24 protein-coding genes are annotated in these 26,035 nt (G+C 65.6%); 7 read left to right on the top strand and 17 right to left on the bottom strand.

Annotated features, from left to right (window positions below; genetic code table 11):
- Positions 1-37: 37 nt before the first annotated feature.
- From GT590_RS08050 to GT590_RS08040, 3 genes are read right to left on the bottom strand one after another with little or no spacing between them, the layout of a single operon-like run.
- Complete coding sequence (locus GT590_RS08050) at positions 38-295, bottom strand: CopG family antitoxin (protein WP_009304134.1); 258 nt, start codon at positions 293-295, stop codon at positions 38-40.
- On the bottom strand, positions 270-575 hold the full coding sequence (locus GT590_RS08045; RefSeq protein WP_009304133.1) for a BrnT family toxin: 306 nt from the start codon (positions 573-575) through the stop codon (positions 270-272). The genes GT590_RS08050 and GT590_RS08045 overlap by 26 nt, the downstream gene beginning before the upstream one ends.
- Before the next feature lie 47 nt (positions 576-622).
- On the bottom strand, positions 623-3,226 hold the full coding sequence (locus GT590_RS08040) for a BTAD domain-containing putative transcriptional regulator (RefSeq protein WP_009304132.1): 2,604 nt from the start codon (positions 3,224-3,226) through the stop codon (positions 623-625).
- Positions 3,227-3,382: 156 nt separating this feature from the next.
- Between GT590_RS08040 and GT590_RS08035 the strand changes: the two genes are divergently transcribed.
- A complete protein-coding gene (locus GT590_RS08035) occupies positions 3,383-4,387 on the top strand; it encodes a P1 family peptidase (RefSeq protein WP_009304131.1) in 1,005 nt (334 codons plus the stop codon).
- A gap of 12 nt (positions 4,388-4,399) precedes the next feature.
- Positions 4,400-5,653 carry a chloride channel protein gene (locus GT590_RS08030; protein WP_009304130.1) on the top strand — a complete coding sequence of 418 codons (1,254 nt, stop codon included), beginning with the start codon at positions 4,400-4,402 and terminating at the stop codon, positions 5,651-5,653.
- A 67-nt stretch (positions 5,654-5,720) separates the two neighbouring features.
- Here GT590_RS08030 and rsfS read toward each other — a convergent pair whose 3' ends face one another.
- From rsfS to GT590_RS07975, 11 genes are all read right to left on the bottom strand, one after another.
- On the bottom strand, positions 5,721-6,149 hold the full coding sequence (rsfS, locus tag GT590_RS08025) for a ribosome silencing factor (protein ID WP_009304129.1): 429 nt from the start codon (positions 6,147-6,149) through the stop codon (positions 5,721-5,723).
- On the bottom strand, positions 6,146-6,769 hold the full coding sequence (yqeK, locus tag GT590_RS08020; RefSeq protein WP_009304128.1) for a bis(5'-nucleosyl)-tetraphosphatase (symmetrical) YqeK: 624 nt from the start codon (positions 6,767-6,769) through the stop codon (positions 6,146-6,148). The genes rsfS and yqeK overlap by 4 nt, the downstream gene beginning before the upstream one ends.
- Positions 6,766-7,443, bottom strand: a complete 678-nt coding sequence (nadD, locus tag GT590_RS08015; protein ID WP_009304127.1) for a nicotinate-nucleotide adenylyltransferase — start codon at positions 7,441-7,443, stop codon at positions 6,766-6,768. Before nadD ends, yqeK begins: the two co-directional genes overlap by 4 nt.
- Positions 7,443-8,720: a glutamate-5-semialdehyde dehydrogenase gene (locus GT590_RS08010; protein WP_009608781.1), complete on the bottom strand. Its 1,278-nt coding sequence runs from the start codon at positions 8,718-8,720 to the stop codon at positions 7,443-7,445. The genes nadD and GT590_RS08010 overlap by 1 nt, the downstream gene beginning before the upstream one ends.
- 9 nt (positions 8,721-8,729) lie before the next feature.
- Positions 8,730-9,878, bottom strand: coding sequence for a glutamate 5-kinase (gene proB / locus GT590_RS08005; RefSeq protein WP_009304122.1), 1,149 nt, complete (start codon positions 9,876-9,878; stop codon positions 8,730-8,732).
- Entirely contained in the window at positions 9,878-11,272 is a 1,395-nt protein-coding gene (gene obgE / locus GT590_RS08000; RefSeq protein WP_009304121.1) for a GTPase ObgE, read from the bottom strand. Before obgE ends, proB begins: the two co-directional genes overlap by 1 nt.
- Before the next feature lie 152 nt (positions 11,273-11,424).
- Positions 11,425-11,676: a 50S ribosomal protein L27 gene (gene rpmA / locus GT590_RS07995; RefSeq protein ID WP_009304120.1), complete on the bottom strand. Its 252-nt coding sequence runs from the start codon at positions 11,674-11,676 to the stop codon at positions 11,425-11,427.
- An 18-nt stretch (positions 11,677-11,694) separates the two neighbouring features.
- The gene (rplU, locus tag GT590_RS07990; RefSeq protein ID WP_009304119.1) at positions 11,695-12,111 is read right to left on the bottom strand and encodes a 50S ribosomal protein L21; all 417 of its coding nucleotides are present in this window, start codon (positions 12,109-12,111) and stop codon (positions 11,695-11,697) included.
- Between the two features lie 261 nt (positions 12,112-12,372).
- Positions 12,373-15,000, bottom strand: a complete 2,628-nt coding sequence (polA, locus tag GT590_RS07985; protein WP_009608783.1) for a DNA polymerase I — start codon at positions 14,998-15,000, stop codon at positions 12,373-12,375.
- A 314-nt stretch (positions 15,001-15,314) separates the two neighbouring features.
- Complete coding sequence (locus GT590_RS07980) at positions 15,315-15,989, bottom strand: response regulator transcription factor (RefSeq protein WP_009304117.1); 675 nt, start codon at positions 15,987-15,989, stop codon at positions 15,315-15,317.
- An 18-nt stretch (positions 15,990-16,007) separates the two neighbouring features.
- The gene (locus GT590_RS07975) at positions 16,008-17,351 is read right to left on the bottom strand and encodes a glutamine synthetase family protein (RefSeq protein WP_009304116.1); all 1,344 of its coding nucleotides are present in this window, start codon (positions 17,349-17,351) and stop codon (positions 16,008-16,010) included.
- A 169-nt stretch (positions 17,352-17,520) separates the two neighbouring features.
- Between GT590_RS07975 and GT590_RS07970 the strand changes: the two genes are divergently transcribed.
- The 5 genes from GT590_RS07970 (at position 17,521) to GT590_RS07950 (ending at position 21,820) form a co-directional block, all read left to right on the top strand.
- On the top strand, positions 17,521-18,015 hold the full coding sequence (locus GT590_RS07970; RefSeq protein WP_009304115.1) for a universal stress protein: 495 nt from the start codon (positions 17,521-17,523) through the stop codon (positions 18,013-18,015).
- A gap of 96 nt (positions 18,016-18,111) precedes the next feature.
- Positions 18,112-19,401, top strand: a complete 1,290-nt coding sequence (locus GT590_RS07965) for a glycosyltransferase family 4 protein (RefSeq protein ID WP_009304114.1) — start codon at positions 18,112-18,114, stop codon at positions 19,399-19,401.
- A 117-nt stretch (positions 19,402-19,518) separates the two neighbouring features.
- Positions 19,519-20,745 carry a DegT/DnrJ/EryC1/StrS aminotransferase family protein gene (locus tag GT590_RS07960; RefSeq protein WP_009304113.1) on the top strand — a complete coding sequence of 409 codons (1,227 nt, stop codon included), beginning with the start codon at positions 19,519-19,521 and terminating at the stop codon, positions 20,743-20,745.
- On the top strand, positions 20,745-21,347 hold the full coding sequence (locus GT590_RS07955) for a sugar transferase (protein ID WP_009304112.1): 603 nt from the start codon (positions 20,745-20,747) through the stop codon (positions 21,345-21,347). The genes GT590_RS07960 and GT590_RS07955 overlap by 1 nt, the downstream gene beginning before the upstream one ends.
- A gap of 113 nt (positions 21,348-21,460) precedes the next feature.
- Positions 21,461-21,820, top strand: coding sequence for an Hpt domain-containing protein (locus GT590_RS07950; protein ID WP_009304111.1), 360 nt, complete (start codon positions 21,461-21,463; stop codon positions 21,818-21,820).
- Positions 21,821-21,865: 45 nt separating this feature from the next.
- Here the strand turns inward: GT590_RS07950 and GT590_RS07945 are convergent, their stop codons facing one another.
- From GT590_RS07945 to GT590_RS07935, 3 genes are all read right to left on the bottom strand, one after another.
- A complete protein-coding gene (locus GT590_RS07945; protein WP_009608788.1) occupies positions 21,866-22,831 on the bottom strand; it encodes a DMT family transporter in 966 nt (321 codons plus the stop codon).
- A gap of 10 nt (positions 22,832-22,841) precedes the next feature.
- On the bottom strand, positions 22,842-24,617 hold the full coding sequence (locus GT590_RS07940) for an NTP transferase domain-containing protein (protein ID WP_009304109.1): 1,776 nt from the start codon (positions 24,615-24,617) through the stop codon (positions 22,842-22,844).
- A 194-nt stretch (positions 24,618-24,811) separates the two neighbouring features.
- Positions 24,812-26,035, bottom strand: a 1,224-nt coding sequence (locus GT590_RS07935) for a glucosaminidase domain-containing protein (RefSeq protein ID WP_192925322.1), incomplete at its 5' end; no start/stop codon positions are given.

Here is a 26,035-nt window from a genome sequence, read left to right as displayed (position 1 = left end):
CGCCGCCGATCCGCCGCGCATGCCGCAGCCCGCCGGCTCAAGCGCTGCGGCGCGCCTCCTCGTCGAGACGTTCGGCGAGCCACATCTTGATCACGGCCTGCCGCCCGATGCCCACGCGCTTCGCTTCCTTGTCGAGCGCCTCCACCATCCAGATGGGCATGTCGACGTTGACGCGCTTCGTCTCGGTTCTCCCCTCGACCACCACCGCGGAATCGAAATCGAAGAACCCGGTCACGTCGCAGCCTTCGTCGAACAGCTCTTCGAGATTCTCAGAGGTTATCTTTTCGTTGCTCATAGCGAATCCTCTCTTGTTCCGTCGCTCGCCTTACCGAGATGATTCGAATGCGGTCGCCCCTATCGGTCGCGATCGCCGTCCAATGGACTCCGCGCAGGACGCCGACCACCGCATATCGTCGCTCTCCTCTTTTCCGCGCAGGAGCCTTGATGTAGATGCCCTCCCAAAGCTGCTGCGCCTCATCGAAGTCGATACCGTGCTTCTGAAGGTTCGCCACGCTCTTCTTCGGATCGCATTCGAACGTCAGTATTGAACCTAAAGATATAGTAATTATATCCATAATATACCTTTTTCGCAATCTATGCTCGTTATTCCGTTCCCCGTCCGTCACTCGAAATCGGTTTCGGTTTCGATGATGCTGCGATAGAGGCGCATCGTTTCGAGGGAGGGGTCGATACCCAGCTCGTCGGTGAGGAAGCGGCGGCAGGCAAAGTAGGTCTCGAGAGCGGCCGTACGCTGCCCCGCGGCCAGCTGGGCCTGCATGAGGCAGATGTAGGCGTCTTCGCGCGAGCGGTCGCGCTGGAGCGCCGCACGGGCGAACCAGAGTCCCTCCTGGGCCTCGCCTGCAGCGACGAGGCGCGTCGAGGCGGCCACCAGCGCGTCCACGAGGCGGTTGCGGTAGTCCACGCGCAGCGACGCGAGGGCGTCGTTGCCGTTCTCGCTGGGCAGAAGATCGTCCGAGAAGCGATCGTTGACCTGCGAGTACACCTGCGCCCAGCCGCCGTATCCGGGCCGCTCGAACAGCAGCGTGCGGCACACGTCCTCGAGCTGCGCCACATCGCTCGTCAGCAGGCTCGCGTCAAGTCTCAACCCCTGCTGCTGGCGAATGAGATAGGGGCACTCGCCCGACGGCAGCGTCAGCGCGCGGCGCAGCATCGCCCAAATGCCGTAGAAGTTCTTGCGCCCGTGCATGATCTCGCTGTCGGGCCACAGAAGACCCACCAGCTTGTCGCGCGAGAACTCGCGGCCGTTGTGCAGCACGAGCAGGGCGAGCAGCGTCTTGACCTTCTGGCGGCTGAACAGCGACGGATCCACCCGCTCATCCCCCATCAGCACGTCGAGGCCCCCGAACAGGTTGACGGTGAGCGCGGGCACGGAGGACGGCAGCTTCGGCAGGCGAGTCGCGCGACCCTCTTCACGGTATGCGTCGGGATGGGTGGCGACGAATACGCGCTCGCGTTCCAATCGCTCCAGCTCCAGCCGCTCGCACGCGTTGCGCTGGGAGAACAGGCGCATCTCTATGCGCCTGACGGCGAGGGCCGCCTGCGCGTCGAGCGCGGGAACGGCGATCGCCCCGCGCTCGCAGGCCCGCTCGTAGGCGATGCCGGCCAAAGCGTCGCCGAGCCCGAGCGTGCCGCGGCTCGCCTGGGACACCTCCTTGCGCACGAAGGCGCCCAAACGGTCGAGCTCGATCGATCGGGCCTCGCCGGCTCCCGACGCCGCAGCTTGACGCAGCACTTCGGCGGCCGACTGCTTGAGGAAGCTCCCGCGCGCGCCGTCGTCGTGCCAATCGAGCCATACCCGAGCAGCCTCGGGGCAGCCCGCTTTCCGCAGCTGCGCATGCACGCATCCCGCAGCGAGCCATCCCCGATCTTCCGGCGCCTTCGCGCAGACGGCCTCACGGGGCGCTTCGGCCGCATCCGCGATGCCCGCGGCCGCGAGCAGCGACACGACGAGCTTGTCGGCGCGCCGCCGCTCGTCCGCTTCCGCGCATTGCGCGAGCACCAACGCGCCCGTCATCCGCACGGAGGACGGCGCGTTCCTGTCGCGCACCGCCTTGCGCGCGGCAACGCAGGCCGCTTGTCGATCCCCCAGAAGCGCGCGGCGAACCGCCTCGTGGGCGCTGAGCAGAGCGCCCTTCCCCGCCGTCTCGCCCGATAAGGAGCGGTGCACCTCGCAGGCCGGCACGAGGCAAGCGGCTTCGAGCAACGCCGCCCCGTGTTTCGCGAGCCAGGACGCTCGCGGGGCGCGCGACGCCAGCAAACGTACGAAATCGCAGGCCCGTTCGTGCTCGCCGCGCATCGCGAGCGCATCGCCCAAGCGCACGACGAGCGTGCTCGCATCGGAGAACAACGACCGATCGGCCAACGCGCCCAGCTTACGCGCAAACGCGCCGGCGAGGGCTTCGACCTCGAACGGCGCGGCCTCGAACCGGCCGCTGCGGGAGTCGATGCCGAGATAGGGGTACTGCTCGGCGAGCAGCGCGTCCTGATCGGGGCCGAACGGGCCGAACGCCGCCACGTCCTCGAACGTCCCCTTCCCCAGCGACGCCATCACGAACAGCGGCAGCAGCAGGTCGGCCGGAAGCTCCTCGCCAAGCACGGCGGACAAGAACCCCGCGCGCTCCTCGTCCGACCCCCATACGAACGTGGCGACGCGGCACGCGGGCGCAATCGTCGATGCGGGATCGCTCGAGCGCTCCCCCGGTGTGCGGAGCAGGTCCACTTCCTCATCGGTGAGCAGCAGATCGACGGCCGTGAGCTTGATGCGGTCGCGATGACGCGCGAAGGCGTCGCGCGATGGCATGCAGGCCACCATCACCTCGCAATCGCGGTCGAGCAGCAGATCGAGCTCGTCGGATAACAGCTCGGCGCGCTCAGGATCGAGCAGCGGCACATCGTCTATGACGACGAGGAACGGCTGCGGGTCGCCCTCCAAAAGCGTGCGCGCTATGACGCCGCGATCGAGATCGCGCAAGAAGCACGGGCTGCGGCCGTCGAGCCAGACCACATGCTCGAACGAGAACACCGTATCGGCGTATTCCATCGCAAGACCCGTCTTGCCGAAGCCGTCGGGCGCGACGATGAACCGCGCGACGTGCCGCTCGCGCAAAAGCTTAGCGATGAGGTTGGGGCGAGGTATCTGGCGCCGCGGGACGAGATGCAGCGGACGACGGCCTCGGCACGACGCCTTCTTGAGGAATTCCGGCATATGATCCACTCCCTTCTTCGAGGGGAGTGCGTAGCGAGAGAGGAATCGACCTTACTACCGAAACCAGCTTCGCGCAAGCCGACATCGGTTCGACTCCGCTGCGATCCGCGGTGTACAATAAGCGAATCGATCCGCCCCGTCGCTAGGGAGAACGCCATGCTGCAACCCGCAACGCTCGCCGATTTGCCCGCATTCCTCTGCGCGCACGCCGAGGACGCCCGCGCGGGCACCGGCTGCACCGTCTTCATAGCTCCTGACGGGGCCACCTGCGGCGTCGACGTGCGCGGCGGCGGTCCTGCCACGCGAGAGACCGATCTGCTCAAGCCCGAGAACATGATCCAGGCCGTGCACGGCGTGGTCCTGTCGGGCGGCAGCGCCTTCGGGCTGGCCGCCGCGACCGGCGTCATGGACGAGCTGGCCGCACGCGGCATCGGCTTTCCCGTGGAGAGCGCCCGCGTGCCCATCGTCGTGGGAGCCTGCCTGTTCGATCTGCTGGTCGGGCAGAACGCCCATCCCGATGCCGCCATGGGGCGCGCTGCTGCGAGGGCGGCGTTCGAGCGCGAGGCGGCGGAACCGCTGGCCGAAGGCAACGTGGGCGCCGGATGCGGCGCATCGGTGGGCAAGCTCCTCGGCGGCGAGCGCGCCATGAAAGCCGGGCTCGGAATCTGCGGATTGCGCCTGGGCGAGCTCACGGCGTGCGCCGTCGTGGCGGTGAACGCGCTCGGCAACGTGCGCAGCGCGGACGGTGCCTGGATCGCCGGCTGCCGCGACGGAGAAGGGCGCGTCATGGATCCCCTCGAGGCGTTCGGCGTCCTCGCGCAGCAGGCGGCCGCGCATGCGGAGCAGGAAGCCGACCCCGCCGCAGGTCCGTGCGCCAACACCACCATCGGCGTCGTGCTGACGAACGCGCGTCTGACGAAGGCGCAGGCGACGAAGGCTTCTTCGACCGTCCACGACGCCTACGCGCGCGCCATCAAGCCCGTGCACACTTCCGGCGACGGCGACACCGTGTTCACGTTCGCATCCGGCGAGGTGGAAGCCGACTACGATACGTTCGCCATCCTTGCCACCGAGGCCATGCAGGGAGCCGTCGTGCGTGCGGTCGAGCAGGCCGAGGGCGCCTACGGGTTGCCCGCCGCCCGCGACCTCGTCTCCTGTTAGGAAGAGGGCGACATGAAAGGGGCTCAGCTTGCCAACCGAACGCTGTTCGTCGCTTCGGTGATCGTGACCGGCGCCATCGCCGGCGCGTTCGTGTGGCTGCTCTTGTTCGCCATGAACCTGGGCATCACGTTCATCTGGGACCGGCTGCCCGCGCATTTCGGCCCGTACTTCCCCTTGGCCGCCTGCCTGGTGGGCGGCCTGGTCATCGGGCTGTTCGCCAAGAAGTTCGGATCGTATCCCGAAGACTTGAACCAGGTGATGGCGAAGGTGAAGCGCGACGGCCGCTACGACTACGACAAGCTGGGCGTCATGTCCGTTTCCGCGCTGCTGCCCCTGTTCTTCGGCGGGTCGGTAGGCCCCGAGGCGGGCCTCACCGGGGCGGTCGCGGGCATCTGCACGTGGGTGGGCGATCGCATGAAGCGCTTCGGCTCGGACTTCCAGCAGCTCACGTCGGTCGGCACCATGGCGGCGCTGTCGGCCATCTTCACCGCGCCCCTCTTCGGGTTCGCCGCGCCGCTGTACGACGACGGCGACGAGGCGAAGGGCGCGCAGGCAGCCATCACGCTGCCGAAGTCGTCGAAGATCGTCGTGTACCTGTGCGCCATCGCTGGTGCGCTGGCGGCTTTCCTCGGACTGGGCGCGCTGTTCGGCGGCGGGCTGTCGCTGCCTCGTTTCACCGACATCCACGTGGGAGCGACCGAGCTTCTGTGGCTCGTGCCGCTCGCGCTGGTGGGCGCGGCAGGCGGTTGGCTGTTCTGTGCGTTCGACGGCCTGTTCGAGCGCCTGTCCGAACGCATGGGAGAGCGTCCCGTGGCAAAGGCGCTCATCGCCGGGCTCGTGCTGGCGCTCATGGGCATCGCCTTGCCGTTCACGATGTTCGCCGGCGAGACGCAGGCCGAGCAGCTGGGAGAGGTCTGGGGCACCATGACGGCGTTCGCGCTTTTGGCCACGGGCTTCGGCAAGGTGCTCGTCACGCCTTTGTGCATCCGCTTCGGCTGGCGCGGCGGCCACTTCTTCCCCGTCATCTTCGCCGGCATCTCCATCGGCTACGGCATGGCCATGCTCACCGGCGCCGACCCCGTGTTCTGCCTGTGCGCAAGCACGGCCGCGCTCGTGGGAGGCGTCATGCGCCAGCCGCTCATGACCGTGCTGCTGCTGTTCCTCTGCTTCCCCGTGAAGGGCATCGTCGTCATGCTGGCCGCCGCGGCCCTCGGCGCCGCCGTCCCGCTGCCGAAAGCCTTGCGCGCCGAGCAAGCGGAAGGTTGACGAAACAAAAAAACGCCGCCGCGGAAGGCGGCGGCGCAGGACGCATCAAAGCGGCGATGCGCGAAAGCTACTCCTTGCCCAGCATCTTGGCGATGCGGTCGGAGTACTCGATGTCGGTAAGGCCCGCTTCGGCGGCGAGGTCGATGACGGGCGCGTCGTTCCACAGCGCCTCGAGGCGATAGTACTCGCGCGTCTCGGGCTGGAACACGTGCACGACGAAGCTGCCGTAGTCCAGAAGCGACCACGTGCCGTCCTGCGTGCCCTCGCGATGCAGGGGCTTCATCTGCGCCTTCGTGCGCACCGCATCCTCGATCTCGTCGATGATGGCCTCCACCTGACGGTTGTTGGAGGCCGTGGCGATGACGAAGTAGTCCGTCACGCCGATGAGGTCGCGCACCTCCTGCACCATGATGTCGGTGGCCTTCTTCTCGTCGGCCGCGCAGGCCGCGATGAGGGCGCATTCCCTCGAAGTCTTCTCGGTCGTCGTTGTGCTCACGCTGTTCCTTTCTCGGCCTTCGCGTCGCGCGATCGGGCCACGTAATGGTTCCACACCTCGACGGTTGCCGGGTGCAGGCGTCGCCGGCGCTCCACGAGCGTCAGCAGGATATGGTTGAACGTCATCATGAAGAGCTCTTCGAGCGGCACCGCGCCGATGGCGGCGCGCAGCTCGTCGAGGCCGTCGAAGTCGCGGCTGGGCTCGATGGCGTCGGCGATGTATATGATCATGTCCAGATCGCTCATGCCCACCGCCGCGGCCGTGTGCCGAGCGATGGCCTGGACCACGTCGGCGGACAGGTCGGGGTACGCGCGCACGAGCTCGGCCGCGGCCGTGGGGCCGTGCAGCAGACGCGGCATCGTGTCCAGCACGTACGGGTCCACGTCCACGCCCAGCGCGCGAGCGCGCTCGCGGATCTCGTCGTCGCCGTACTCCTTGTCCCAATCGTGCAGCAGGCCGGCCAAGCGCGCCTTGCGCACGTCGACGCCGTACGTCTCGGCCAACGACGCGGCCGTCTTCGACACGCCTCGCGCATGCTCGAACCGCTTGGGCTTCAACCGTTTCTTCAGATCGCGCTCGCGCGCATCGAAGAACGCATCCGAAAGCACGTCCTCGCTCATCGCACGCCTCCTTCGTGATGGGGATCGGCTCGGTACAGGCCTCGCTCTTGAATATAGTCGAGCACGCCCTGCATCGTCAAATAACGGATCGACTTCCCCGCCGCTACGCGTCGGCGCAGGTCGCTGGACGAGATGGCCAACGCCGTCACCTCGAGGTAGTCGATGGCGAAGTTGCCGTGCTCGGCGATGAACGCCCGCCGCTCCTCCGACAGCGCGTAGCCGGGGCGCGTGACCGCGATGAGGCGGGCGAGGTCGGCGATGGCCGCGCTCTCGCGCCACTGCACGATATGGTACACGGCATCGGCGCCCGTAATGAAGCGCAGCTCCACGTTATCGGGGTAATGCGCGCGCAGCTGGCGTAGCGTGTCCACGGTGTAGGTGTCGCCGCCGCGCTCGATCTCGATGGCGCTCACGTCGAACGCCGGGTTGCTGCGCGTGGCGATGCGGCACATCTCCAGACGCTCGGCAGCCGGCGTGACGGGGCGGTCCTTCTTGAACACGGGGTTGCCGGCGGGCACGAACACCACGCCGTCGAGGTCGTAGGCCTCGCGCGCTTGCTCGGCGCACGCGAGGTGCCCGATATGGATGGGGTCGAACGTGCCGCCCATGATGCCGAGGCGCGCGCGTCCGCCGTCCCGTCCCAGGTCGTCGAAATGATCGCAGATGCGTCCCACTACGCGCGCACCTGCCCGGATCCGCGCAGCACGTACTTGTACGAGGTGAGCGCATCGAGCGCGAACGGGCCGCGCGCATGCAGCTTCTGCGTCGAGATGCCGATCTCGGCGCCCAGACCGAACTCGGCTCCGTCGGTGAACGCCGTCGACGCGTTCGCGTACACGGCGGCCGCGTCGACGCGCGCGAGGAACGCCTCGACAGCGGCCTCGTCCTCGGCGACGATCGCCTCGGAATGCTTGGTGCCGTAGCGGTTCACGTGGCCGATGGCCTCGTCGACGCCGCCGACCACGCGCACGGCCAGGTCGGCCGCAAGGTACTCGGTCTCCCAGTCGGCTTCCCCGGCGGGCACCGTGGGCGTGCCGCCGGCCGCGGCAACGGCGGCCGCGCGCTCGTCGGCGTGCAGCGTCACGCCGCGCGCGGCCAGCTCGGCGAGCGCCGCGGGCAGGAAGCCCTCGGCGGCGGCCTCGTCCACGAGCAGCGTCTCGGCGGCGTTGCACACGCCGAGGCGGCGGCATTTCGCGTTCACGATGATGGCGCGCGCCTTATCGTAGTCGGCGCTCTCGTGCACGTACACGTGGCAGTTGCCCGTGCCCGTCTCGATGACCGGCACCTTCGACGTCTCCACGCAGTGGCGGATGAGGCCCGCTCCGCCGCGCGGTATGAGCACGTCCACCACGCCGTGCAGCTGCATGAGCTCGTCGGCCGCCGCGCGGTCGGCCAATGTGACGGCGCCGATGCAGCCGCGGGGCATGCCCGCCTCCACCGCCGCCTCGTGCAGCACGCGTGCGATCACCTCGTTCGAGGCCGCCGCCATGCTGCCGCCGCGCAGCACCGCCGCGTTGCCCGACTTCAGGCAGATGCCGGCCGCATCGGCCGTCACGTTCGGGCGCGCCTCGTACACGACGGCCACCACCCCCAGAGGCACGCTCACGCGCTGAAGCTCGATGCCGCTTTCCAACGTGCGCTTTTGCTGCACCGCCCCCAACGGGTCGGGAAGAGCGACGAGGTCCTCGAGCGCGGCCGCCATGGCTTCGACGCGGTCCTCGTCGAGCATGAGGCGGTCGAGGAGGCCTTCTTTCGTGCCGGCCTTGCGCGCCGCGTCCATGTCGCAGCCGTTCGCCTCGACGATGGCGGCCGCATGCGAGCGCAACGCCGCCGCCATGGAGGCCAGCGCGCCGTTGCGCTCGTCTGCGCTCGTCTGCGCGAGCGCCCCGCTCGCCGCGCGCGCCTCCTCGGCGATGCGCCGCACCTGGTCCCGCACCGTTTCCCGTTCCATGGTTCCCCCCTATTCGAAGACGACCAACTCGTCGCGATGGACGAGCGGCTTGTCGGCCAAGCTTGCCAGCAGGCGGTTCGCCTGCAGCTCCGCGCGGGTGCGCCCGATGGCCAACGCCGCCTCGTCGCTAGCGAACGCCACCTTGCCGCGCGCGAACAGATGCCCCGTCGCATCCTTGATGTCGACGATGTCGTTCGCCTCGAAGCGCCCTTCCACCGAGCGCACGCCCACCGACAGAAGCGAGCTGCCGCGCTCGATGAGCGCCGCCTTCGCGCCGTCGTCCACAGCGAGCGCGCCGCGCGCGGCATCGCCGAGCGCGATCCACAGCTTCTTGGGCGTGATCTCGTGCGGCTTCTTCGCAGCCACGAACAGTGTGCCCACGTCCTCGCCCGCCGCCGCGTCCACGATGGCCTCCGCACGATGACCGTCGCACACCACGAGCGGGATGCCGGCCACCATGAGCACGCGCGCGGCCTTGATCTTCGTGATCATGCCGCCCGAGCCCACCGTGGTGCCGGCTTCGCCCGCCACGGCCATGATCTCGGGGCCAATGGCCTCAACGCGGCCGATGAGGTTCGCGTCGGGATGGTGATGCGGGTTGGCATCGTAGAGCCCCTCGATGTCCGAGAGGATGACCATGAGGTCGGCTTCCACGAGGCATGCCACGAGCGCTGCCAGCGTATCGTTGTCGCCGAAGCGGATCTGCTCGACCGAGATGGTGTCGTTCTCGTTCACGATGGGCACCACCCCCAGCTCCAGCAGGCGGTCGAACGTGTCGCGCGCGTGCAGGTACGCCCGGCGGTCGGCCGTGTCGCGGCGCGTCAGCAGCACCGTGGACGTCACGATGCCGTGGCGCGCGAACGCCTCGGCGTACGCCGTGGAAAGCGCGCTCTGCCCCACCGAGGCGGCCGCCTGCAGGCTGGGCATGTCGTGCGGGCGCTTCTCGATGCTTAAGCGCTCGAGGCCGCAGGCGATAGCGGCCGAGGTGACGACGATGGGGCGCCAACCGGCGGCGCGCACGCGCGCGACCTGGTCGGTCACCTCCGCGAGGTAGGCGTAGTCGATCTTGCTCTCCGACGTGGTGAGCGTGGACGACCCGATTTTTATCACGAGGCGCTTGCCATGATCGGCGGCATGCGCGCATCCAGCCGGCTTCATCACAGGTCGAGCTCCTTGAACAGATCCTCCGCCGTGCGAACCGACTCGAATTCGAACGCTCGGCCGACAATGCGGATCTCGTCGCCGTCCACGGCGCCCGCCTTCTCAAGCGCCTTCTCCACGCCGAGGCGCTTGAGGCGGTGCTGCAAAAACGCGATGGCTTCTTCGTTCTCCCAGTCGGTCTGCACCACCATGCGCTCCACCTGCGGGCCCTCGACGCGGAACACCCCGCCGCCGAGCGGCACGACCTTGAACTGCTTGTCGCGTTCCTCGCGCTTGTGCTCCCACACGTGCTCGTACTGCACGTCGGCCTCCGAAAGCGCGCGCAGCTCCTCGCGCAGCTCGTGCACCTTGGTCGCGATGGCGGCCTTGAGGCCGTCGACGCCCTCGCCCGTGAGCGCGCTGATGCGGTAGAGCTTCGGATCGACGGGGCTCGGGGCGAACTCGTCGCCGCCCGCTGCCGCGATCGAGTCCTCGCGCACGCGCTCGGCCAGCCGGTCGGCAACCTCCTCCGCGCCGGGCACGTCGATCTTGTTCGCCACCACGATGCGCGGGCGCGCCGCCAGCTCGTCGGCGTACAGCGCCAGCTCGCGGTTGATGATATCGTAATCCTCCAGCGGATCGCGTCCCTCGTAGTCGCCCGTCAGGTCCACCACGTGCACGATGAGCGCCGTGCGCTCGATGTGGCGCAGGAACTCGTGTCCCAGACCGCGCCCTTCGTGCGCGCCCTCGATGAGGCCGGGGATGTCGGCCACGACGAAGCTGTAGTCCCCCGAACGCGCCACGCCGAGGTTCGGCACGAGCGTGGTGAACGGGTAGTCGGCGATCTTCGGCCGCGCCGCGCTCATCTTAGCGATGAGCGACGACTTGCCCGCCGACGGCATGCCCACGAGGGCCGCGTCGGCCATGAGCTTCATCTCCAGCTCGATCCAGCGCTCCTGCGACGGCTCGCCCAGCTCGGCGAACGCGGGCGCGCGTCGGGTCGGCGTCACGAAGTGGATGTTGCCGCGGCCGCCCATGCCGCCCTCGGCCACGGTGACGCGTTCGCCGTCGTGCGTGAGGTCGGCGATGAGCTCGCCCACTTCCTTCGATTCTTCGAAATACTCGTGGACGACCGTGCCCATCGGCACCTTGAGCACAAGGTCCTCGCCGGTGGCTCCGTGCATGCGCGAGCCCTTGCCGTGCGTGCCGCGCTCGGCTTTGAAATGGTGTTTGAAGCGGTATTCGATGAGCGAGGACAGGCTGGCATCGGCCTCGACCACAACGTTGCCGCCGTGACCGCCATCGCCGCCGTCCGGACCGCCCTTCGGCACATGAGCCTCGCGGCGAAATGACATGCAGCCGGCACCGCCGTTGCCGCCTTTGACATGGATGCGTACTTTATCGATGAACACGGGTGGTACCTCTATTTCGATCCGCGCCTCGAGGGGCGCAACGGGTTGCTCGCTTGAACACGACAACTCGGATTGTATATGAAAAATGCCCCCTGACGAGCAGGGGGCATGCGAAAACAGATAACGTCACGCAGTCGTGGGCAGGCGGAACCTTACGCCTCGCGACGCACGTGCACCTTGTGCTTGGCGCCCTTCGTGAACTCCAGCTTGCCGTCGCACAGGGCGAACAGGGTGTCGTCCTTGCCGCGACCGACGTTCTCGCCCGGATGGATGTGCGTGCCGCGCTGGCGGACGATGACGTTGCCCGTCTTCACAGCCTGGCCGGCGAACATCTTCACGCCGAGACGCTGTGCGCGGGAATCGCGGCCGTTACGGCTGGAACCGAGACCTTTCTTGTGTGCCATGGTATTCCCTCCTTATGCTTACTCGGCGTCTTCGGACGCGGGCTTGTCGGCGGCCTTAGCAGGAGCCGGCTTCTTCTCGGCATCGTCCTTCTTCGCAGCCTTCTTGACGGCCGGCTTCTCAGCCTTGGCCGAGCCGACGGACTCGATCTGGACGCGCGTGAGCTGCTGGCGATGGCCGCGCAGCTTCTTGTAGTTCTTGCGCTTCTTGAACTTGAAGACCAGCTGCTTCTCACCCTTGAACTGCTCGAGGATGATGGCGGTGACCTTCGTTGCGGCCGCTTTCGCGGGGTCGGCTTCCACCTTGGCGCCGTCGACGACGCAGATGGCTTCCAGCTCGACCTTGTCGCCCACGGCGGCGTCAAGCTTCTCGATGTTCAGCTTGTCGCCGGGTGCGACCTTGTACTGCTTGCCGCCCGTTTTTACAATTGCGTACATGAGTGTCTCCTTGATATGAATAAACGCAAGGCGATAGCTTACCAGCGTGACCGTAGCAAGTCAATGTGATCTTATGCACGATCCACGCGTATCATCGCACTCTTCCTACGCTGTGCCTCCACAGAGCACAACGTTTATATGATAGCAGATACTCTAGCCACACGCGGCGGCGTGGTGTGATTTTTTTACACATCACAAGTCCAGCAAAATCAGCGACCAATGATGCGGCTTCTGAGCGTCGGCCGCCGAGTCGACGTAACCTCAGTGCGCTTCCGCCCAGTTATCGGCATAGGAGACGTCGACGTCGAGAGGCACGCGCAGATCCACGATGTGCTCCATCACGTCTTTCACGATGGCCGACAGCTCCTCGATCTCGCCTTCCGGCACGCTGAAGTCCAGCTCGTCGTGCACCTGCAACAGCAGCTTCGCCTCGAAGCCGCGCTCCATGATGCGGCGCTGCACCTCGGTCATGGCCAGCTTGATGATGTCGGCCGCGCTGCCCTGCATGGGGTGGTTCATGGCCGTGCGCTCGCCGAAGCCGCGCTGCGTGGCGTTCGCGGCCTTGAGCTCGGGGATATGGCGCTTGCGGCCGAACATCGTCTCGGCATAGCCCTTCTCCTTCGCTTCGGCGATGGTGCGGTCGAGGTAGGCGCGCACGCCGGGGTAGGCCTCGAAGTAGCGCTCGATCATCTCCTTGGCCTCGCCGAACGGGATGCCCAGGCTCTGCGACAGGCCGAACGCCTGCTGGCCGTACACGATGCCGAAGTTCACGGCCTTCGCGCGGCTGCGCAGCTCGGGCGTCACGTCCTCCACGGGCAGGCCGAACACGCGGCTGGCCGTGGCGGCGTGGAAGTCGGCGCCGGAGCAGAACGCGGCCACGAGGTGCTCGTCGTTCGACAGGTGAGCGAGCAGGCGCAGCTCGATCTGCGAATAGTCGGCCGACAGGAACTTGTGGCCCTTCTCCAGCGGCACGAAGCACTCGCGGATCTGGCGGCCGAACTCGGTGCGCACGGGGATGTTCTGCAGGTTCGGCTCCGACGACGAGAGGCGGCCCGTCGTGGTCACGGTCTCGTTGAAGCACGTGTGCACGCGCCCGTCGTCGGCGCGCATGCGCGGCAGGGCGTCGATGTAGGTGGACTTGATCTTCGCGAGCTCGCGGTAGCGCAGGACGAGCGCCGGCATCTCGTGGTCGTTCGACAGCTCCTTGAGCACGGCGGCGTCGGTGGAGTAGCCGCGCTGGTTCTTCTTGAGCGTGCGCAGGCCCAGCACCTCGAATAGGATGTGCCCGAGCTGCTTGGGACTGTCGAGGTTGAACTCCTCCCCCGCGATCTCGATGATGCGCGCGCGCAGCTCATCGAGCTCGGCCTGCGTCGTCGCTCCCAGCTCGGCCAGACGGTCGCAATCCACCGCGGCGCCCGTTCGCTCGACGATGGCGAGCACCGCCACGAGCGGCAGATCGATGTCGAAGTAGGCGCGCTTGCTCTCGTCGCGCCCGAGCGCGTCGGTGAGCGGCTTCACCAGCATGCGGGCCGCCGCGGCTTGCGCGGCCGCACTGCCGGCCTCGTCCTTGGCCTCGGGCAGCACGCCGCCGCAGTAGGCGTCGAGCAGCGCGTCGTAGGAGTACTCGGACACCGACGAGTTCAGCACGTAGCCCGCCAGTCCCAGGTCGAACGCGCGCATGCTCATGAGCTCGGCATCCTCCACAAGCGCGATCTTGGCCGTGTCGGCGGGATAGACGCGATGTACCTCGCGCTTGACGTCGAGGGCGGCGAACGAGCCGGCGCGCACGATGCGCGCGAACGCCTCGCGGCCCTCGTCGTCCTCGAACAGCGCCGTGCCCTCGCTCGTGTTCACCGCGCAATGGAGCCCCGCGTTGAACAGCGACACCTGCTCGGGCTCGATGAACGCCACGCCCACCGTCTCGCCGCGCGCGACGGCCGCGTCCACGAGTGCGTGCGCCTCTGACCCCGAGACCACCGGCTCCACCGCAAGCGGAGCCGCCTTCTTCTCCAGCTCCTTGCCCACGAGCTTGAGCACGCGGCCGAGGTGCGCGTTGAACTGCACGCCCTTGAACGCTTCGGTCACCTTTTCCGAATCGAACGAGGGGAACGAGCATGCTTCGAGGTCGAGCGGGAAGTCGAGGTCGCGCACGATGGTGGCCACGTCGCGGCTCAAGAATGCCATGTCCTTGTTGTCGACGATCTTCTCTTTCTGCTTGCCCTTGAGGTCGTCCACATGCTCGTAGATGCCCTCCAGGCTGCCGTAGGTCTGCAGCAGCTTCGCCGCGGTCTTGTCGCCGATGCCGGGCACGCCGGGGATGTTGTCGGACGAGTCGCCCTTGAGGCCGAGGAAGTCGATGAACTGGTCGGGGCGCACGCCGTAACGCTCGAGCACCTCGGCCGGGCCGTAGATGGCCACGTCGGTGATGCCCTTCTTCGTGGTGACGATGCGCGTCATGTCGGTGGCCAGCTGGTAGGCGTCCTTGTCGCCCGTCACCAGCAGCGTCTCGTAGCCCAGCTCCTCGTCGCGCGCGGCGATGGTGCCCAGCACGTCGTCGCCCTCCCAGCCTTTGATGCGAACCACGGGCACGTTCATGGCCTCCAACAGCTCCTCGATGATGGGGAACTGCACCTTGAGGTCGTCGTCCATGGGAGGGCGCTGGGACTTGTACTGCTCGAGCGCTTCCATGCGAAACGCGGGGCGGCCCGCATCGAACGCGCAGATGAGAGCGTCGGGGCTTGCGATGTCGATGAACTTGAGAAGCATGGCGATGAAGCCGAACACGGCGTTGGTGGGGCGCCCGTCGGGGGCGTTCATGGTTTGGGGCACGGCATGGTAGGCGCGGTGCATAAGCGAGTTGCCGTCGATGACGGCGATCTTCTTCGGCATGGGCTGTCCTCCGTCGGGTGGTGTTTTCGGGGGTTCAGTATAGCGCATATGCGTTGTCCGCTTCGGGGGCTGTGCGATGCTCAGTCGCTCGGCAGTCCTGCTCGCACGAAACGCCCACAGGGCGTTTCGGCTCGTGCGGAACTCGCTTGGTGAGCACCGCACAGCCTCCGAAGCTGCCGGCATCTCCTTGAAAGCACCATATTGCGAGGCGGCTGCGCCTGGCGGGGACGACCTGCGAGGCGGCAACGCTCTCATGCTACCTTGGTGGAGGAGGTTCTTGTTGGGAGGTTTGGGCGGGTGGCGGACTGCTCGACCTATGCGCTCCAGAGGTAGCCGACGCCGCGGACGGTTTCCAGGTGCTGAGCCAGTTCGGGGCCCAGCTTCGCACGGATACGGCGGACGTGGACGTCCACCGTGCGCGAGCCGCCGTAGTAGTCGAAGCCCCACACGCGGCGCAGCAGCGCGTCGCGCGAGTACGTGCGCGAGGGGTGCGTGACGAGGAAGGCCAGCAGCGCGTACTCGAGGTAGGTGAGGTCGAGCGGCTCGCCGGCCACGGTGACCTGGTAGGTTGCCAGGTTCACCGTCATGTTCTCCACGACGAGGCAGTCGGACGTGGCGGCCTCGTTGCCGGGCCACAGCAGCTGGCGGATGCGCGCCGCGCACTCCTCGGGCGAGGCGTTTCGCATCACGAAGTCGCTCTTCACCTGCACCGGCAGACGAAAGCGCGCGAGCTGGCCCTCCCCCACGATGACCAGGAGCGATGCCGTTCCGTCCTCGAGCAGCAGCGCCTCGATGCCGGCCACGTCCTCCGAGGCGCCGCCACGCGCCTCGTATACGACGAGATCGCATGCGGGATGGCGCCCGAGCAGCTTCTTGAACTGGGCGGAGGATCCCGCTGCCACGTCCACGTCCAGGCTCGACAGCACCTGCTGGAACTTATGCGCGTTGTCGAGGCTGTCGGCGACGAATATCACCTGCTTGCGCTGCATGCCCCCTCCTTTCGCACGTCACAGCACCGCGAGATAGCGGTCGCGCTCCCATTGCGACACGTACCCCTGGTAGTCGTTCCACTCGGCGCGTTTCGCGGCCACAAGGTACGAATGGATGTGATCGCCCAGCGTGGCGCGCATCAGCTCGGATTCCGCGAACAGCTCCACCGCCTCGCCCAGGCTCTCGGGAAGCGTGGCGATGCCCTGCTGGCGCAGATCCTGGCGCGACAGCATGAACAGATCCTGGTCCTCGTTGGGCTCCTGCAGCTCCAGCTCCTCTTCGATGCCCGCGAGGCCCGCCGCCAGCATGACGGCGAAGGCAAGGTAGGGGTTCGCGCTGGGGTCGGGGCTGCGCAGCTCGAGGCGGCACGCGCCCTCGCTCGCAGGTCGGTAGCCCGGCACGCGCACGAGCGTGGAGCGGTTCGAGCGAGCCCACGACAGGTAGATAGGCGCCTCGCCGCCGGCGATGAGGCGCTTGTACGAGTTCACGTGCTGGTTCGTGATGGCGCAGAACTCGGGCGCGTACTTGAGCAGGCCCGCCAGGTAGCGTTTGGCCACTTTCGACAGACGGTAGCCCTGGGGATCGTCCGGATCGTAGAAGGCGTTGTTGCCGTCGAGGTCGTAAAGGCTCTGGTGCACGTGCATGCCGCTGCCCGGCTCGCCCGCCATGGGTTTGGGCATGAACGACGCGTACACACCGTGCTTCATGGCGATCTCCTTGACGACCAGCTTGTACGTCATCACCGCGTCGGCCATGGACAGCGCGTCGGTGAAGCGCAGGTCGATCTCATGCTGCGACGGGCCGTTCTCATGATGCGAGTATTCCACGGGGATGCCCATCTTCTCCAGCGTGAGCACGGTGTCGCGCCGCAGGTCGGAAGCGTAGTCGAGGCTGGTCAGGTCGAAGTAGCCGCCGCGGTCGAGCACCTCGGTGCCCTCAGCGTCCTTGAAGTAGTAGAACTCCAGCTCGGGGCCGACGTTGAACGCATACCCCATCTCCTGCGCCTTCTCCACCGTGCGGGCCAGCACCTGACGCGGGTCGCCCTCGAACGGCGTGCCGTCGGGCGTGCGCAGGCCGCAGAACATGCGCGCCACCGCGTTGGACTCCGGCCGCCAGGGCAGCACCTGGAACGTGGAGGCATCGGGGAACGCCAGCATGTCGGACTCCTGCGTGCGGCAGAAGCCCTCGATGCAGCTGCCGTCGAAGCCCATGCCGTCGGCGAAGGCGTCCTCCAGCTCGCTCGGGATGACCGCGAACGACTTCATGCGCCCCAGCACGTCGGTGAACCAGAAGCGCACGAAATGGACGTCGCGGCTCTTGATGGTTTTCAGGACGAAGTCTTGCTCGGGGGTCACGGTCATCGGACGATCCTTTCTCTCTCGAACCACCATTATACTCGCCGGTGTTTCGGTTGCGTTTCGCGAGAGGGACGATGGTGACGGTCCGTCGCCAGAACCTTGCCGCTTCGCCGCGCTGCGCGCCGCGTGCTATACTTTATCCATCCGATCAGCGACGATCAGGAGGTATACCATGAAGTTCACCAACATCCTCGTGCCGTTCGACAAATCCGACCACGCATTGCATGCATTGACCCTGGCCAAGGGCCTGGCGGAGGAGGATCCCGCCATCAAGCTGCACGTCATCGGGGTCGTGTTCGTCTCCGACATCCCGCCTGCGCTAGGTCTCGACGCGAACCCGTACGAGAGCGCGCCGCCGCTGGTCATCCAGCCCGACCTGTACAAGAAGCTCGTCGAGGCGGCGCTCGACCGCGAGAAGGACGACATGAAGCAGGCCATCGGAGGGCTGCTCGACGGCATGCTCAACGACGTGGACATCGCCGCCGTCAACGCGCCGTCGCCCGTCGACGGCATCAACGACTTCGCGAAGGAGCACGGCTGCGACCTCATCGTCATGGGCTCGCGCGGCCTCGGCGTGCTGCGCGGCATGCTGGGCAGCGTCAGCTACGGCGTCCTGCGCTCCGCCGAGATCCCCGTCCTCGTGGCGAAGAAGGACGAGGAAGGGTAGCAACGGAAGGAAGCTGTCGCGGTCCCGACGGCTCGCGCCTGTTTTCGCGCGGGCCGTCGGGCATGAAGGCTCTATAAGTTGGTATACTGGCTTGCTATGGAAATCAATCGATACCAAACCCGCAAGCCCAAGCGCCTCGCCGTCGTCACGATGGGAGTGAAGCTGGGCGACGAGACGCGCGGCTACACGCGCTTTCGCTTCCTGTCGGAGCTGCTCGCGCGCGAGGGCTTCGAAGTCGACCTCATCACGTCATCGTTCCAGCATTGGGACAAGGCGCATCGCGACACGTCGAAAGCATGCTACCGAAACCTTCCCTACAACGTAGTGTTCATCGACGAGCCCGGCTACACGAAGAACCTCGATCTCACGCGCATTCGCAGCCATCGCGTGGCGGCGAAGAATTTGCGCGAGCATTTCGAGCGCACGGCGGGCACCTACGACCTCGTCTACGCGGAGATTCCGCCGAACGACGTCGCGCGCGTATGCGCCGAAGAGGCCGACAAGCAGGGCATCCCCTTCGTCGCCGACATCAACGACCTATGGCCCGAGGCCATGCGCATGGTGGTGGACGTGCCCGTGGTCAGCGACGTGGCCTTCTACCCCTTCTCGCGCGATGCTAAGCGCGTCTATCAGCTGCTGTCAGCTGCCGTCGGAACCTCTGACGAATACGCAGCGCGTCCGGCGAAGGATCGCGCGAAGCCCTACCCGAAGGCAACCGTGTACGTGGGCAACGACTTGGCGGCGTTCGACGAGGGCGCCCGAATCAACGCGCCCGCAGTACGCAAACCGGAAGGCGAGCTGTGGGTCGTCTACGCCGGAACGCTCGGCGCCAGCTATGACGTGGCGACCCTCGTCGAAGCCGCCGCGCTGCTCGAGCGCGGGCGCCTCGTGCGCGCCGCATCGAAGGACGACGAACTGCCGCCTGCGCTACCCCCCGTGCGCGTGAAGGTGCTGGGCGATGGTCCCGATCGCGAGAAGCTCGAAGCGCTGGCCGTGCAGCTGAACGCCCCCGTGGATTTTCTGGGCTACACGGCCTACGAGCTGATGGCGGCGTACTTGTGCGCATCGGACATCACGGTGAACTCGCTCGTCAAATCGGCGGCGCAGAGCATCGTCACGAAAATCGGCGACTACCTGGCCAGCGGGAATCCCATGATCAACACAGGCTCGAGCCCCGAGTTCCGCGCGAAGGTGACCGCCGACGGCTTCGGAGCGAACGTCGAAGCGGAAGACGCGCAGGCGCTGGCCGACGCCATCGCGAAGCTCGCAGGTCACGCGTCGCTGCGCAAGATCATGGGCTCGAAGGCGCGTGCCGTCGCCGAAAAGGAGTTCGACCAACCCCGCGCGTACCGCGAGATCGTGGATTTGCTGCGCACGTTGCTGTGATTTCTGTCGAACGACTCGCCAAAGCGGGCGGAGCGCGTCAAAATAGGGAGCTTGCATACGCCGATTGCGTGCGATCACGCAGGTCGCACGCCGTTTACAGGGTACCAAGGAGCAATCGTGACTGAGCAGAAACGCATTTCGTTCTCACCGCCCGACATCACGCAGGCGGAGCTCGACGAGGTGGCCGACGCGCTGAGAAGCGGCTGGATAACCACCGGCCCGAAGACGAAGGAGTTCGAGCGCGAGATCGCCCTCTTCGCACAGGCCGAGCGCTCGGCCACGTTCGCGTCGGCCACCGCAGCGCTCGAATGCGCCCTGCGCGCTTTCGGCATCGGCCCGGGCGACGAGGTGATCACGAGCGCCTACACGTACACGGCCTCTTGCTCGGTCATCTGCCATGTGGGTGCGACTCCGGTGCTCTGCGACGTGGCGCCCGGCTCCTACGAGATGGATTACGACGCCCTGCCCGATCTCGTCACCGAGCGCACGCGCGCCGTCATCCCCGTGGACATCGCAGGACGCATGGTCGACTACGACCGTCTGTTCGCCGCACTCGATTCGGCGAGCGACCGCTGGAAGCCCGCGACGGAGCTGCAGAGCGCGTTCGATCGCGTCATCGTCTTAGCCGACGCCGCCCACTCGTTCGGCGCGACATATCAGGGACGTCCCTCCGGGTCGGTGGCCGACTTCACCGCCTTCTCGTTTCACGCCGTGAAAAACCTGACGACGGCCGAAGGAGGCGCGCTTGCATGGCGCGCGGGCGCGTTCGATTCCGACGAGCTGTACCGCCGGTTCATGTTGCAGTCGCTGCACGGCCAGACGAAGGACGCGCTGGCGAAGAACCGCGCGGGCGCCTGGGAGTACGACATCGCCTTCCCCGGGTGGAAGTGCAACATGACCGACATTCAGGCGGCCCTCGGCCTCGCGCAGCTGCGCCGCTACCCCGCCTCGCTCGCCCGTCGGCGCGCCATCGTCGAGCGCTACGAGCGCAACCTGGGCGAATGCGATGTCGAGCTGCTGAGGCATTACGGCGAAGACTTCGAGTCGAGCGGGCATCTCATGCTCGTGCGCCTCACGGGCAAATCGTCGGCGTTCCGCAACGCGCTCATCGAGCGGATGGCCAACGACGGCGTGGCGACGAACGTGCACTACAAGCCGCTGCCCCTTCTCACCGCGTACCGCGACCTCGGCTTCGCCATCGCCGACTTCCCGAACGCGCTTGCGCAGTTCGAGAACGAGGTGACGCTGCCGCTGCACACGTTGCTCTCCGACGAGGACGTGGACTACGTGGCGGGATCGTTCAAGCGCGCCCTGGACGGACTCGAGGCGGAAGGCGTCCGCTGATGTACGTGAGTTTCGGAAAACGCGTGTGCGACATCGTCGTAGGGCTGGTGGCGCTGCCCTTCGTGCTGCTGATCATCGCGGTGCTGGCACCGTTCATCCACTTCGAGGACAAGGGCCCCGTCTTCTACAACGCGCCGCGCGTCGGAAAAGACGGGCGCGATTTCAAGATGTACAAGCTGCGCTCGATGCGGGTGAACGCGCCCGACCTCATCATGGAGGACGGCTCCACCTACAACGGCGCCGACGACCCGCGCATGACGCGGGTTGGTGCCTTCATGCGCAAGACGTCGCTCGACGAGATGCCGCAGTTCCTCAACGTACTGAAAGGCGACATGAGCGTCGTAGGGCCCCGCCCCGACTTGCGCCGCGAAACGGAGCTTTATGAGGGAGAGGAAGGCCTCAAACTCACCGTGAAGCCCGGCATCACCGGGTACGCCGCCGTGTACGGACGCAACTCGCTGCCCTGGCACGACCGTCTGGCGCTCGACGTGCACTACGTGCGCAACGTGTCCTTCCCGCTCGACGTTAAAGTGTTCTTCAAGACGTTCTCGGCCGTATTCAACCAGGAGGGCGTGTTCGTGGAAGACGGGTCGGAGAAGTAACGTTCGGCTAACGTGACCCCTGCCGACCCGACGCGCACGTCCCTCACCCTCTATCATGGTCGTGCGCCACGCAATGGGGGCGCTCGACAAAAAGCACGCAGGAGAGTGAGACCATGACGAACGATCAGACGGCAATGCTTGCACGGTACGGCATCGATTACGCCGAAGCGATGGAGCGATTCTGCGGCAACGAGTCCCTGTTCGCCCGCATCGCCGTGAAGTACCTGGACGACCCGCATGTCGATGCGCTCGAAGCCGCGATGGCCAGCGGCGACGCAGCCGCAGCCGAGCGCGAAGCCCATTCGCTCAAAGGCGTCGCCGGCAACTTGTCGTTCGTGCGCCTTTACGACCTGGCCGCGCGAGTCACCGATGCACTGCGCGCCAACGATATCGACAGCGCACGCACCCTCATGCCCGGCCTGCGCGAAAGCCACGTTGCCGTGCTGGAAGCGCTGACGAACCTGGAAGAGTAGGGACTTTCGACCTCGATGCGCTAGCAGGCATCGAGGCAGAGGCGCCTACGCTTTCGCCTTCTCACGGCCGAACAGCTCGTTCCAGTCGCTTGCGGCCAATACAGTGCCCGCCAAGATGACCACGCAGCAGACGATCGATATCGGCGTCGGCATCGTTCCCTGCAACACGAGCGCGAACAGGACGGCCCAGGCCGAATAGCTGATATTGAGAGCCATGGACTTCGCCGCCCCGATAGGCGACGAGATGCTCTTGTAGTAGAACAGGTACGACACGGTTCCAGCCAAAGCAGCCAGCCCTACCACGCCCGTCGCGAGACTGGGAACAACTGCGGCCGTGAAACCCCAGGCACCGAATAGCGGCAATACGGCGATCGCGTACACGAGCGCCGACGTGGTCTCGCGGATCTGAAGCGCCGTCTCGTTGTCGACGGCATCGTCGCGCATACCCCAAGCGCAGATGACGGCTTCGGACCCCCATCCCAAAACGCACAACAGCGCACCGAACAAACCGAGGATCGGATTGCCCAGCTCCGATTCGCCGGAAGACACATAGCCCATGACGATGATACCGGCAAGGGCCGCCAGCAATGCGACGAACTGCTTAGGCGCCATGCGTTCCTTCAGGAACACGAAGGCGAGGAAGGCGCCAACTGCAGGATAGAACGACGAGATGATGGCAGTATAGCCGGCACCGATATTGTTGATGGCTATCACGTAGCCGGTCATGCCGATAGGCCCGCCCAAAAGCGCCCCCAGAATGACCGCCTTGCCGCTGCGCGTTTTAAGCGCCGCTAACGTGTCGCCCAGACGACCCCGCACGCCCATGTAGATCAACAGCCAGATCGCGCAGAAGATGTCATGCAAAGCGGCGCTCGCGATAGCTGCAAACGCAATCGCCTCGGCAGTGCCGATGAAAGGGCTCATCGACAATCCGATTCCGAGGACGACCGTGTCAAGACCCCAGAGCAAGCCGCTCGTCAGACCGAACTTCATTCTTCCAAAACCCTTCATGGCGCTCCCCTTAGTCGCTTCCCTGACGGTACCAGTCCAGCACCTTGTCCAGATAATCCTTCGCGTAACGGTAATAGACGTACAGCCACTCGCCAACCATGTCCCCTTCTGCCTCTTTGAGCAGCGACCACACGTACCAGCACCATCCCGCAAGCGCCACGAAGGCGAAGTTGTGACGGCGCTCCGCCGCAGACGGCTCGCGCCCGAAATAATACGCAAGGGCACGCGATGCCTCCTCTTCGCTCAGCTGGCAGCACACCGTGAACGTGCCGAAATCGCTTGCGTAGTCGGACATGCCGGAATACTCCCAATCGATGAGCGACATGTCGTCCTGGTCGTCGATAAGGAAGTTCAGCATGAAGAAGTCGTTATGGGTCAGGCAGATGCGCGCATCGTCTGCATCCACGAAGCGCTTGAGTTCCTCGGCCCGTGCAGCCATCTCAGCATAACCCGGCACTTCAATGCGGCCGGACTTGCGCTCCAGCAGACGCTCGTAACGCTTGCCCTCGGTGAAGAAATCGAACGAGCGCTCCACCTTCGCACCGGATTCGTGCAGGCGACGAGCCATTTCCATTGCACGCTTGACCTGCTCAGGGTCATGCGGATCGAGCTGGCGGCAATCGGGGATAAAGCGCGACAGCTTCCAGCCTTTTTCGGGATCCTCGGTGATGAACGTACGATCAAGCCCCAGATCGCGCGCCACGCCTTGAGCCACCACCTCGGCTCGGCGATCGATGATGCCCTCCGTCCCGATGCCGGGATGGCGATACACGTATTCGGAGTCGCCCACACGGATATGGCACGATAGATTGGTGAGGCCCTGCTTCAGCGGATACACGTCGCGAATATCGTCTTTGTCGCACCCGAGCGCTGCAACGATATTGTCGAAAGCCTCGGAATCGACGTTTTCCAGGAAACGCGGATCGAATTCGCGCAGCTCGTCGAGTGTGTCGAACTCGAATACCGTTCCGACGGGGTACTCGCGCGCAACCATGTCCAACTCCGCGATATGGTCGACGTACAGCTCTTCCCACAGCTTATCGGCCGTCGTCGGCAGATCGTACTCCTCCTCGAGTATTCGGGAAAAGGCACGAGAAAAGTTTTTATCGAAGTAAACATGGCCGAGCATGATAAGAGAGTCGCTGCCACCGATATCGACCGAAACGATGCGGTTGCCCGAACCCAAACGCATGCACCATTCGTTCGTAGGGCCCTCTTGGTATTGGGCAGCGTAATAGGCCTTCCACACGTACGGCTCGAAGGGGTTCTCGACGAAGTAGTTGTCGGAAGAGCATATGAACGTGTTGCCCAGACGCTCGCGCACCACCATGAGAGAGGAATGGTTGTTCCGCGTGGCGTATTCCTCGTTCACGACGATGGACACGCCGTGCTTCTCTTCAAGGTAGAAGAAGTACTCCTTCTTGTACCCTGCCACCACAGTGATGTCGTCGATGCCGGACTCCTGAAGCTGGCGGATCTGACGCTCGATCAGAATCTCTCCACGAACATGCAGCAGACCTTTGGGCTTCTCGTAGGAAATAGGGGCGAACCGCGACGACAGGCCAGCTGCCAAGATGATAGCGTTGTCCACCTTAAAAGGAGCGAGCGCCTCGAACCCGGCGTCGGACAGTGCGCCGTCGACGACAAGCCCTTTGTCGACCAGCGCTTTGTAGGCCGCGTTCACCGAACCCAACGACATGGCCTTACGAGCGGCGATCGCCCGCTGGCTCGTCCCCGGTTCGCGTTCGAGCGCAGCGAGCACCGCGAATTCGTTCTTCGTGATCAAAACGGAGCATCCTTTCATGGCAGATTCAGACGATCTCGATCGTGCGTCGAAGTTCATTTTTTATTGCATTTTAAAGAATCTGAACGGTATGTTCATTTACAATTTTCTACTACAAAATATGAACACATAGAAAACGCGCTCCCCGTTCTCGGAGAGCGCGCCGAATTTTGCAGGAGATGCCCGTCGCCGCCGAATCAATAACCCAAAAGCTTGTCTACAACGTTCATGACTTTCGTGCCATAGGTCTTGTCAGCCGCCCAGGTACCGGAAAGCTTGTCGACCGTGGGTGCCGAGCCACGCTTGCCGGCAAGAAGACCGAATCGCGTGTCGACACAAGACTGATTGAGCGGTGCCGTTGAAGCATAGCCTTTCAAGTGCTGAGCTTGCGCCAGAAGGCCCGTTTTCACATCTGGGAACTCTTCACCAGCAACGCCGTTGCCCGTTGCGCCCAGACCTCCGAAATTGCACTGCACTTTGCCGTTCCTGTCCACGTCTCCGCCGAACTGCAGCCATCCGGTCTCCACCATGGCCTGAGCGAACAGCACCTCGGCGCGGACATCCTCGGATCGAGCCTGATCCAGCAGCACCTGGCAAAAGTCCTTGATGGTGGCAGCCCCTCGCGACGCGTACTTATCAACAGGATAAGGAACGCCCTGCGCGTTGAAGAGCGTCACCATCTGCTCCACCGTCGCAAGCGAAGGGCCCATGATGGAGTCGGACGGCAGCAGCGCACCCGACGAATCGAAGCGGTAGGTCTCGCCTTCTATAGTGGCCTTTCCCGTGACCATCGCTCCCGACTCCCCAAGATAGTAGCGCTTACCGTCCAAATCGAGCCAACCGGTGTGCATGGCTCCCGATCCGTTCAGGTAGTACCACGTGCCACCCTGCTTCATCCAGCCGCCGGAGCGCATGGCTCCGGAACCTTCGAAGTAGTACCACTTGCCGTCGGCCGCCTTCGCCCAGCCGGTGGCCATCCTCCCGCTCTCGGGGTCGAGCCAGTACCAGGAGCCGCCCTTGCTCAGCCAGCCGGTCTGCATCGCGCCGGAGCCGGACAGGTAGTACCAGGAAGATCCCTGCTTCATCCAGCCGCCGGAGCGCATGGCGCCGGAGCCTTCGAAGTAGTACCACTTGCCGTCGGCCGCCTTCGCCCAGCCGGTGGCCATCCTCCCGCTCTCGGGGTCGAGCCAGTACCAGGAGCCGCCCTTGCTCAGCCAGCCGGTCTGCATCGCGCCGGAGCCGGACAGGTAGTACCAGGAAGATCCCTGCTTCATCCAGCCGCCGGAGCGCATGGCGCCGGAGCCTTCGAAGTAGTACCACTTGCCGTCGGCCGCCTTCGCCCAGCCGGTGGCCATCCTCCCGCTCTCGGGGTCGAGCCAGTACCAGGAGCCGCCCTTGCTCAGCCAGCCGGTCTGCATCGC

The organism is Eggerthella sp. BIOML-A1 (genome assembly GCF_009875595.1).
Lineage (GTDB): Bacteria > Actinomycetota > Coriobacteriia > Coriobacteriales > Eggerthellaceae > Eggerthella > Eggerthella lenta.
The sequence above is the reverse complement of the archived record's forward strand: the minus strand, read 5'-3'. Positions and strand labels throughout refer to the sequence as shown.

Coding starts and splice junctions, on each gene's coding strand:
- GT590_RS08030 (WP_009304130.1), top strand. CDS start 4,400: ATGAAAGGGGCTCAGCTTGCCAACCGAACGCTGTTCGTCGCTTCGGTG.
- GT590_RS07980 (WP_009304117.1), bottom strand. CDS start 15,989: ATGCAGCGCAAGCAGGTGATATTCGTCGCCGACAGCCTCGACAACGCG.
- GT590_RS07965 (WP_009304114.1), top strand. CDS start 18,112: ATGGAAATCAATCGATACCAAACCCGCAAGCCCAAGCGCCTCGCCGTC.
- GT590_RS07975 (WP_009304116.1), bottom strand. CDS start 17,351: ATGACCGTGACCCCCGAGCAAGACTTCGTCCTGAAAACCATCAAGAGC.
- GT590_RS08040 (WP_009304132.1), bottom strand. CDS start 3,226: ATGCCGGAATTCCTCAAGAAGGCGTCGTGCCGAGGCCGTCGTCCGCTG.
- polA (WP_009608783.1), bottom strand. CDS start 15,000: ATGCCGAAGAAGATCGCCGTCATCGACGGCAACTCGCTTATGCACCGC.
- yqeK (WP_009304128.1), bottom strand. CDS start 6,769: ATGAGCGAGGACGTGCTTTCGGATGCGTTCTTCGATGCGCGCGAGCGC.
- rpmA (WP_009304120.1), bottom strand. CDS start 11,676: ATGGCACACAAGAAAGGTCTCGGTTCCAGCCGTAACGGCCGCGATTCC.
- proB (WP_009304122.1), bottom strand. CDS start 9,878: ATGAAGCCGGCTGGATGCGCGCATGCCGCCGATCATGGCAAGCGCCTC.
- GT590_RS08045 (WP_009304133.1), bottom strand. CDS start 575: ATGGATATAATTACTATATCTTTAGGTTCAATACTGACGTTCGAATGC.
- GT590_RS07945 (WP_009608788.1), bottom strand. CDS start 22,831: ATGAAGGGTTTTGGAAGAATGAAGTTCGGTCTGACGAGCGGCTTGCTC.
- GT590_RS08050 (WP_009304134.1), bottom strand. CDS start 295: ATGAGCAACGAAAAGATAACCTCTGAGAATCTCGAAGAGCTGTTCGAC.
- rplU (WP_009304119.1), bottom strand. CDS start 12,111: ATGTACGCAATTGTAAAAACGGGCGGCAAGCAGTACAAGGTCGCACCC.
- GT590_RS07950 (WP_009304111.1), top strand. CDS start 21,461: ATGACGAACGATCAGACGGCAATGCTTGCACGGTACGGCATCGATTAC.
- GT590_RS07970 (WP_009304115.1), top strand. CDS start 17,521: ATGAAGTTCACCAACATCCTCGTGCCGTTCGACAAATCCGACCACGCA.
- GT590_RS07955 (WP_009304112.1), top strand. CDS start 20,745: ATGTACGTGAGTTTCGGAAAACGCGTGTGCGACATCGTCGTAGGGCTG.
- GT590_RS08010 (WP_009608781.1), bottom strand. CDS start 8,720: ATGGAACGGGAAACGGTGCGGGACCAGGTGCGGCGCATCGCCGAGGAG.
- GT590_RS08035 (WP_009304131.1), top strand. CDS start 3,383: ATGCTGCAACCCGCAACGCTCGCCGATTTGCCCGCATTCCTCTGCGCG.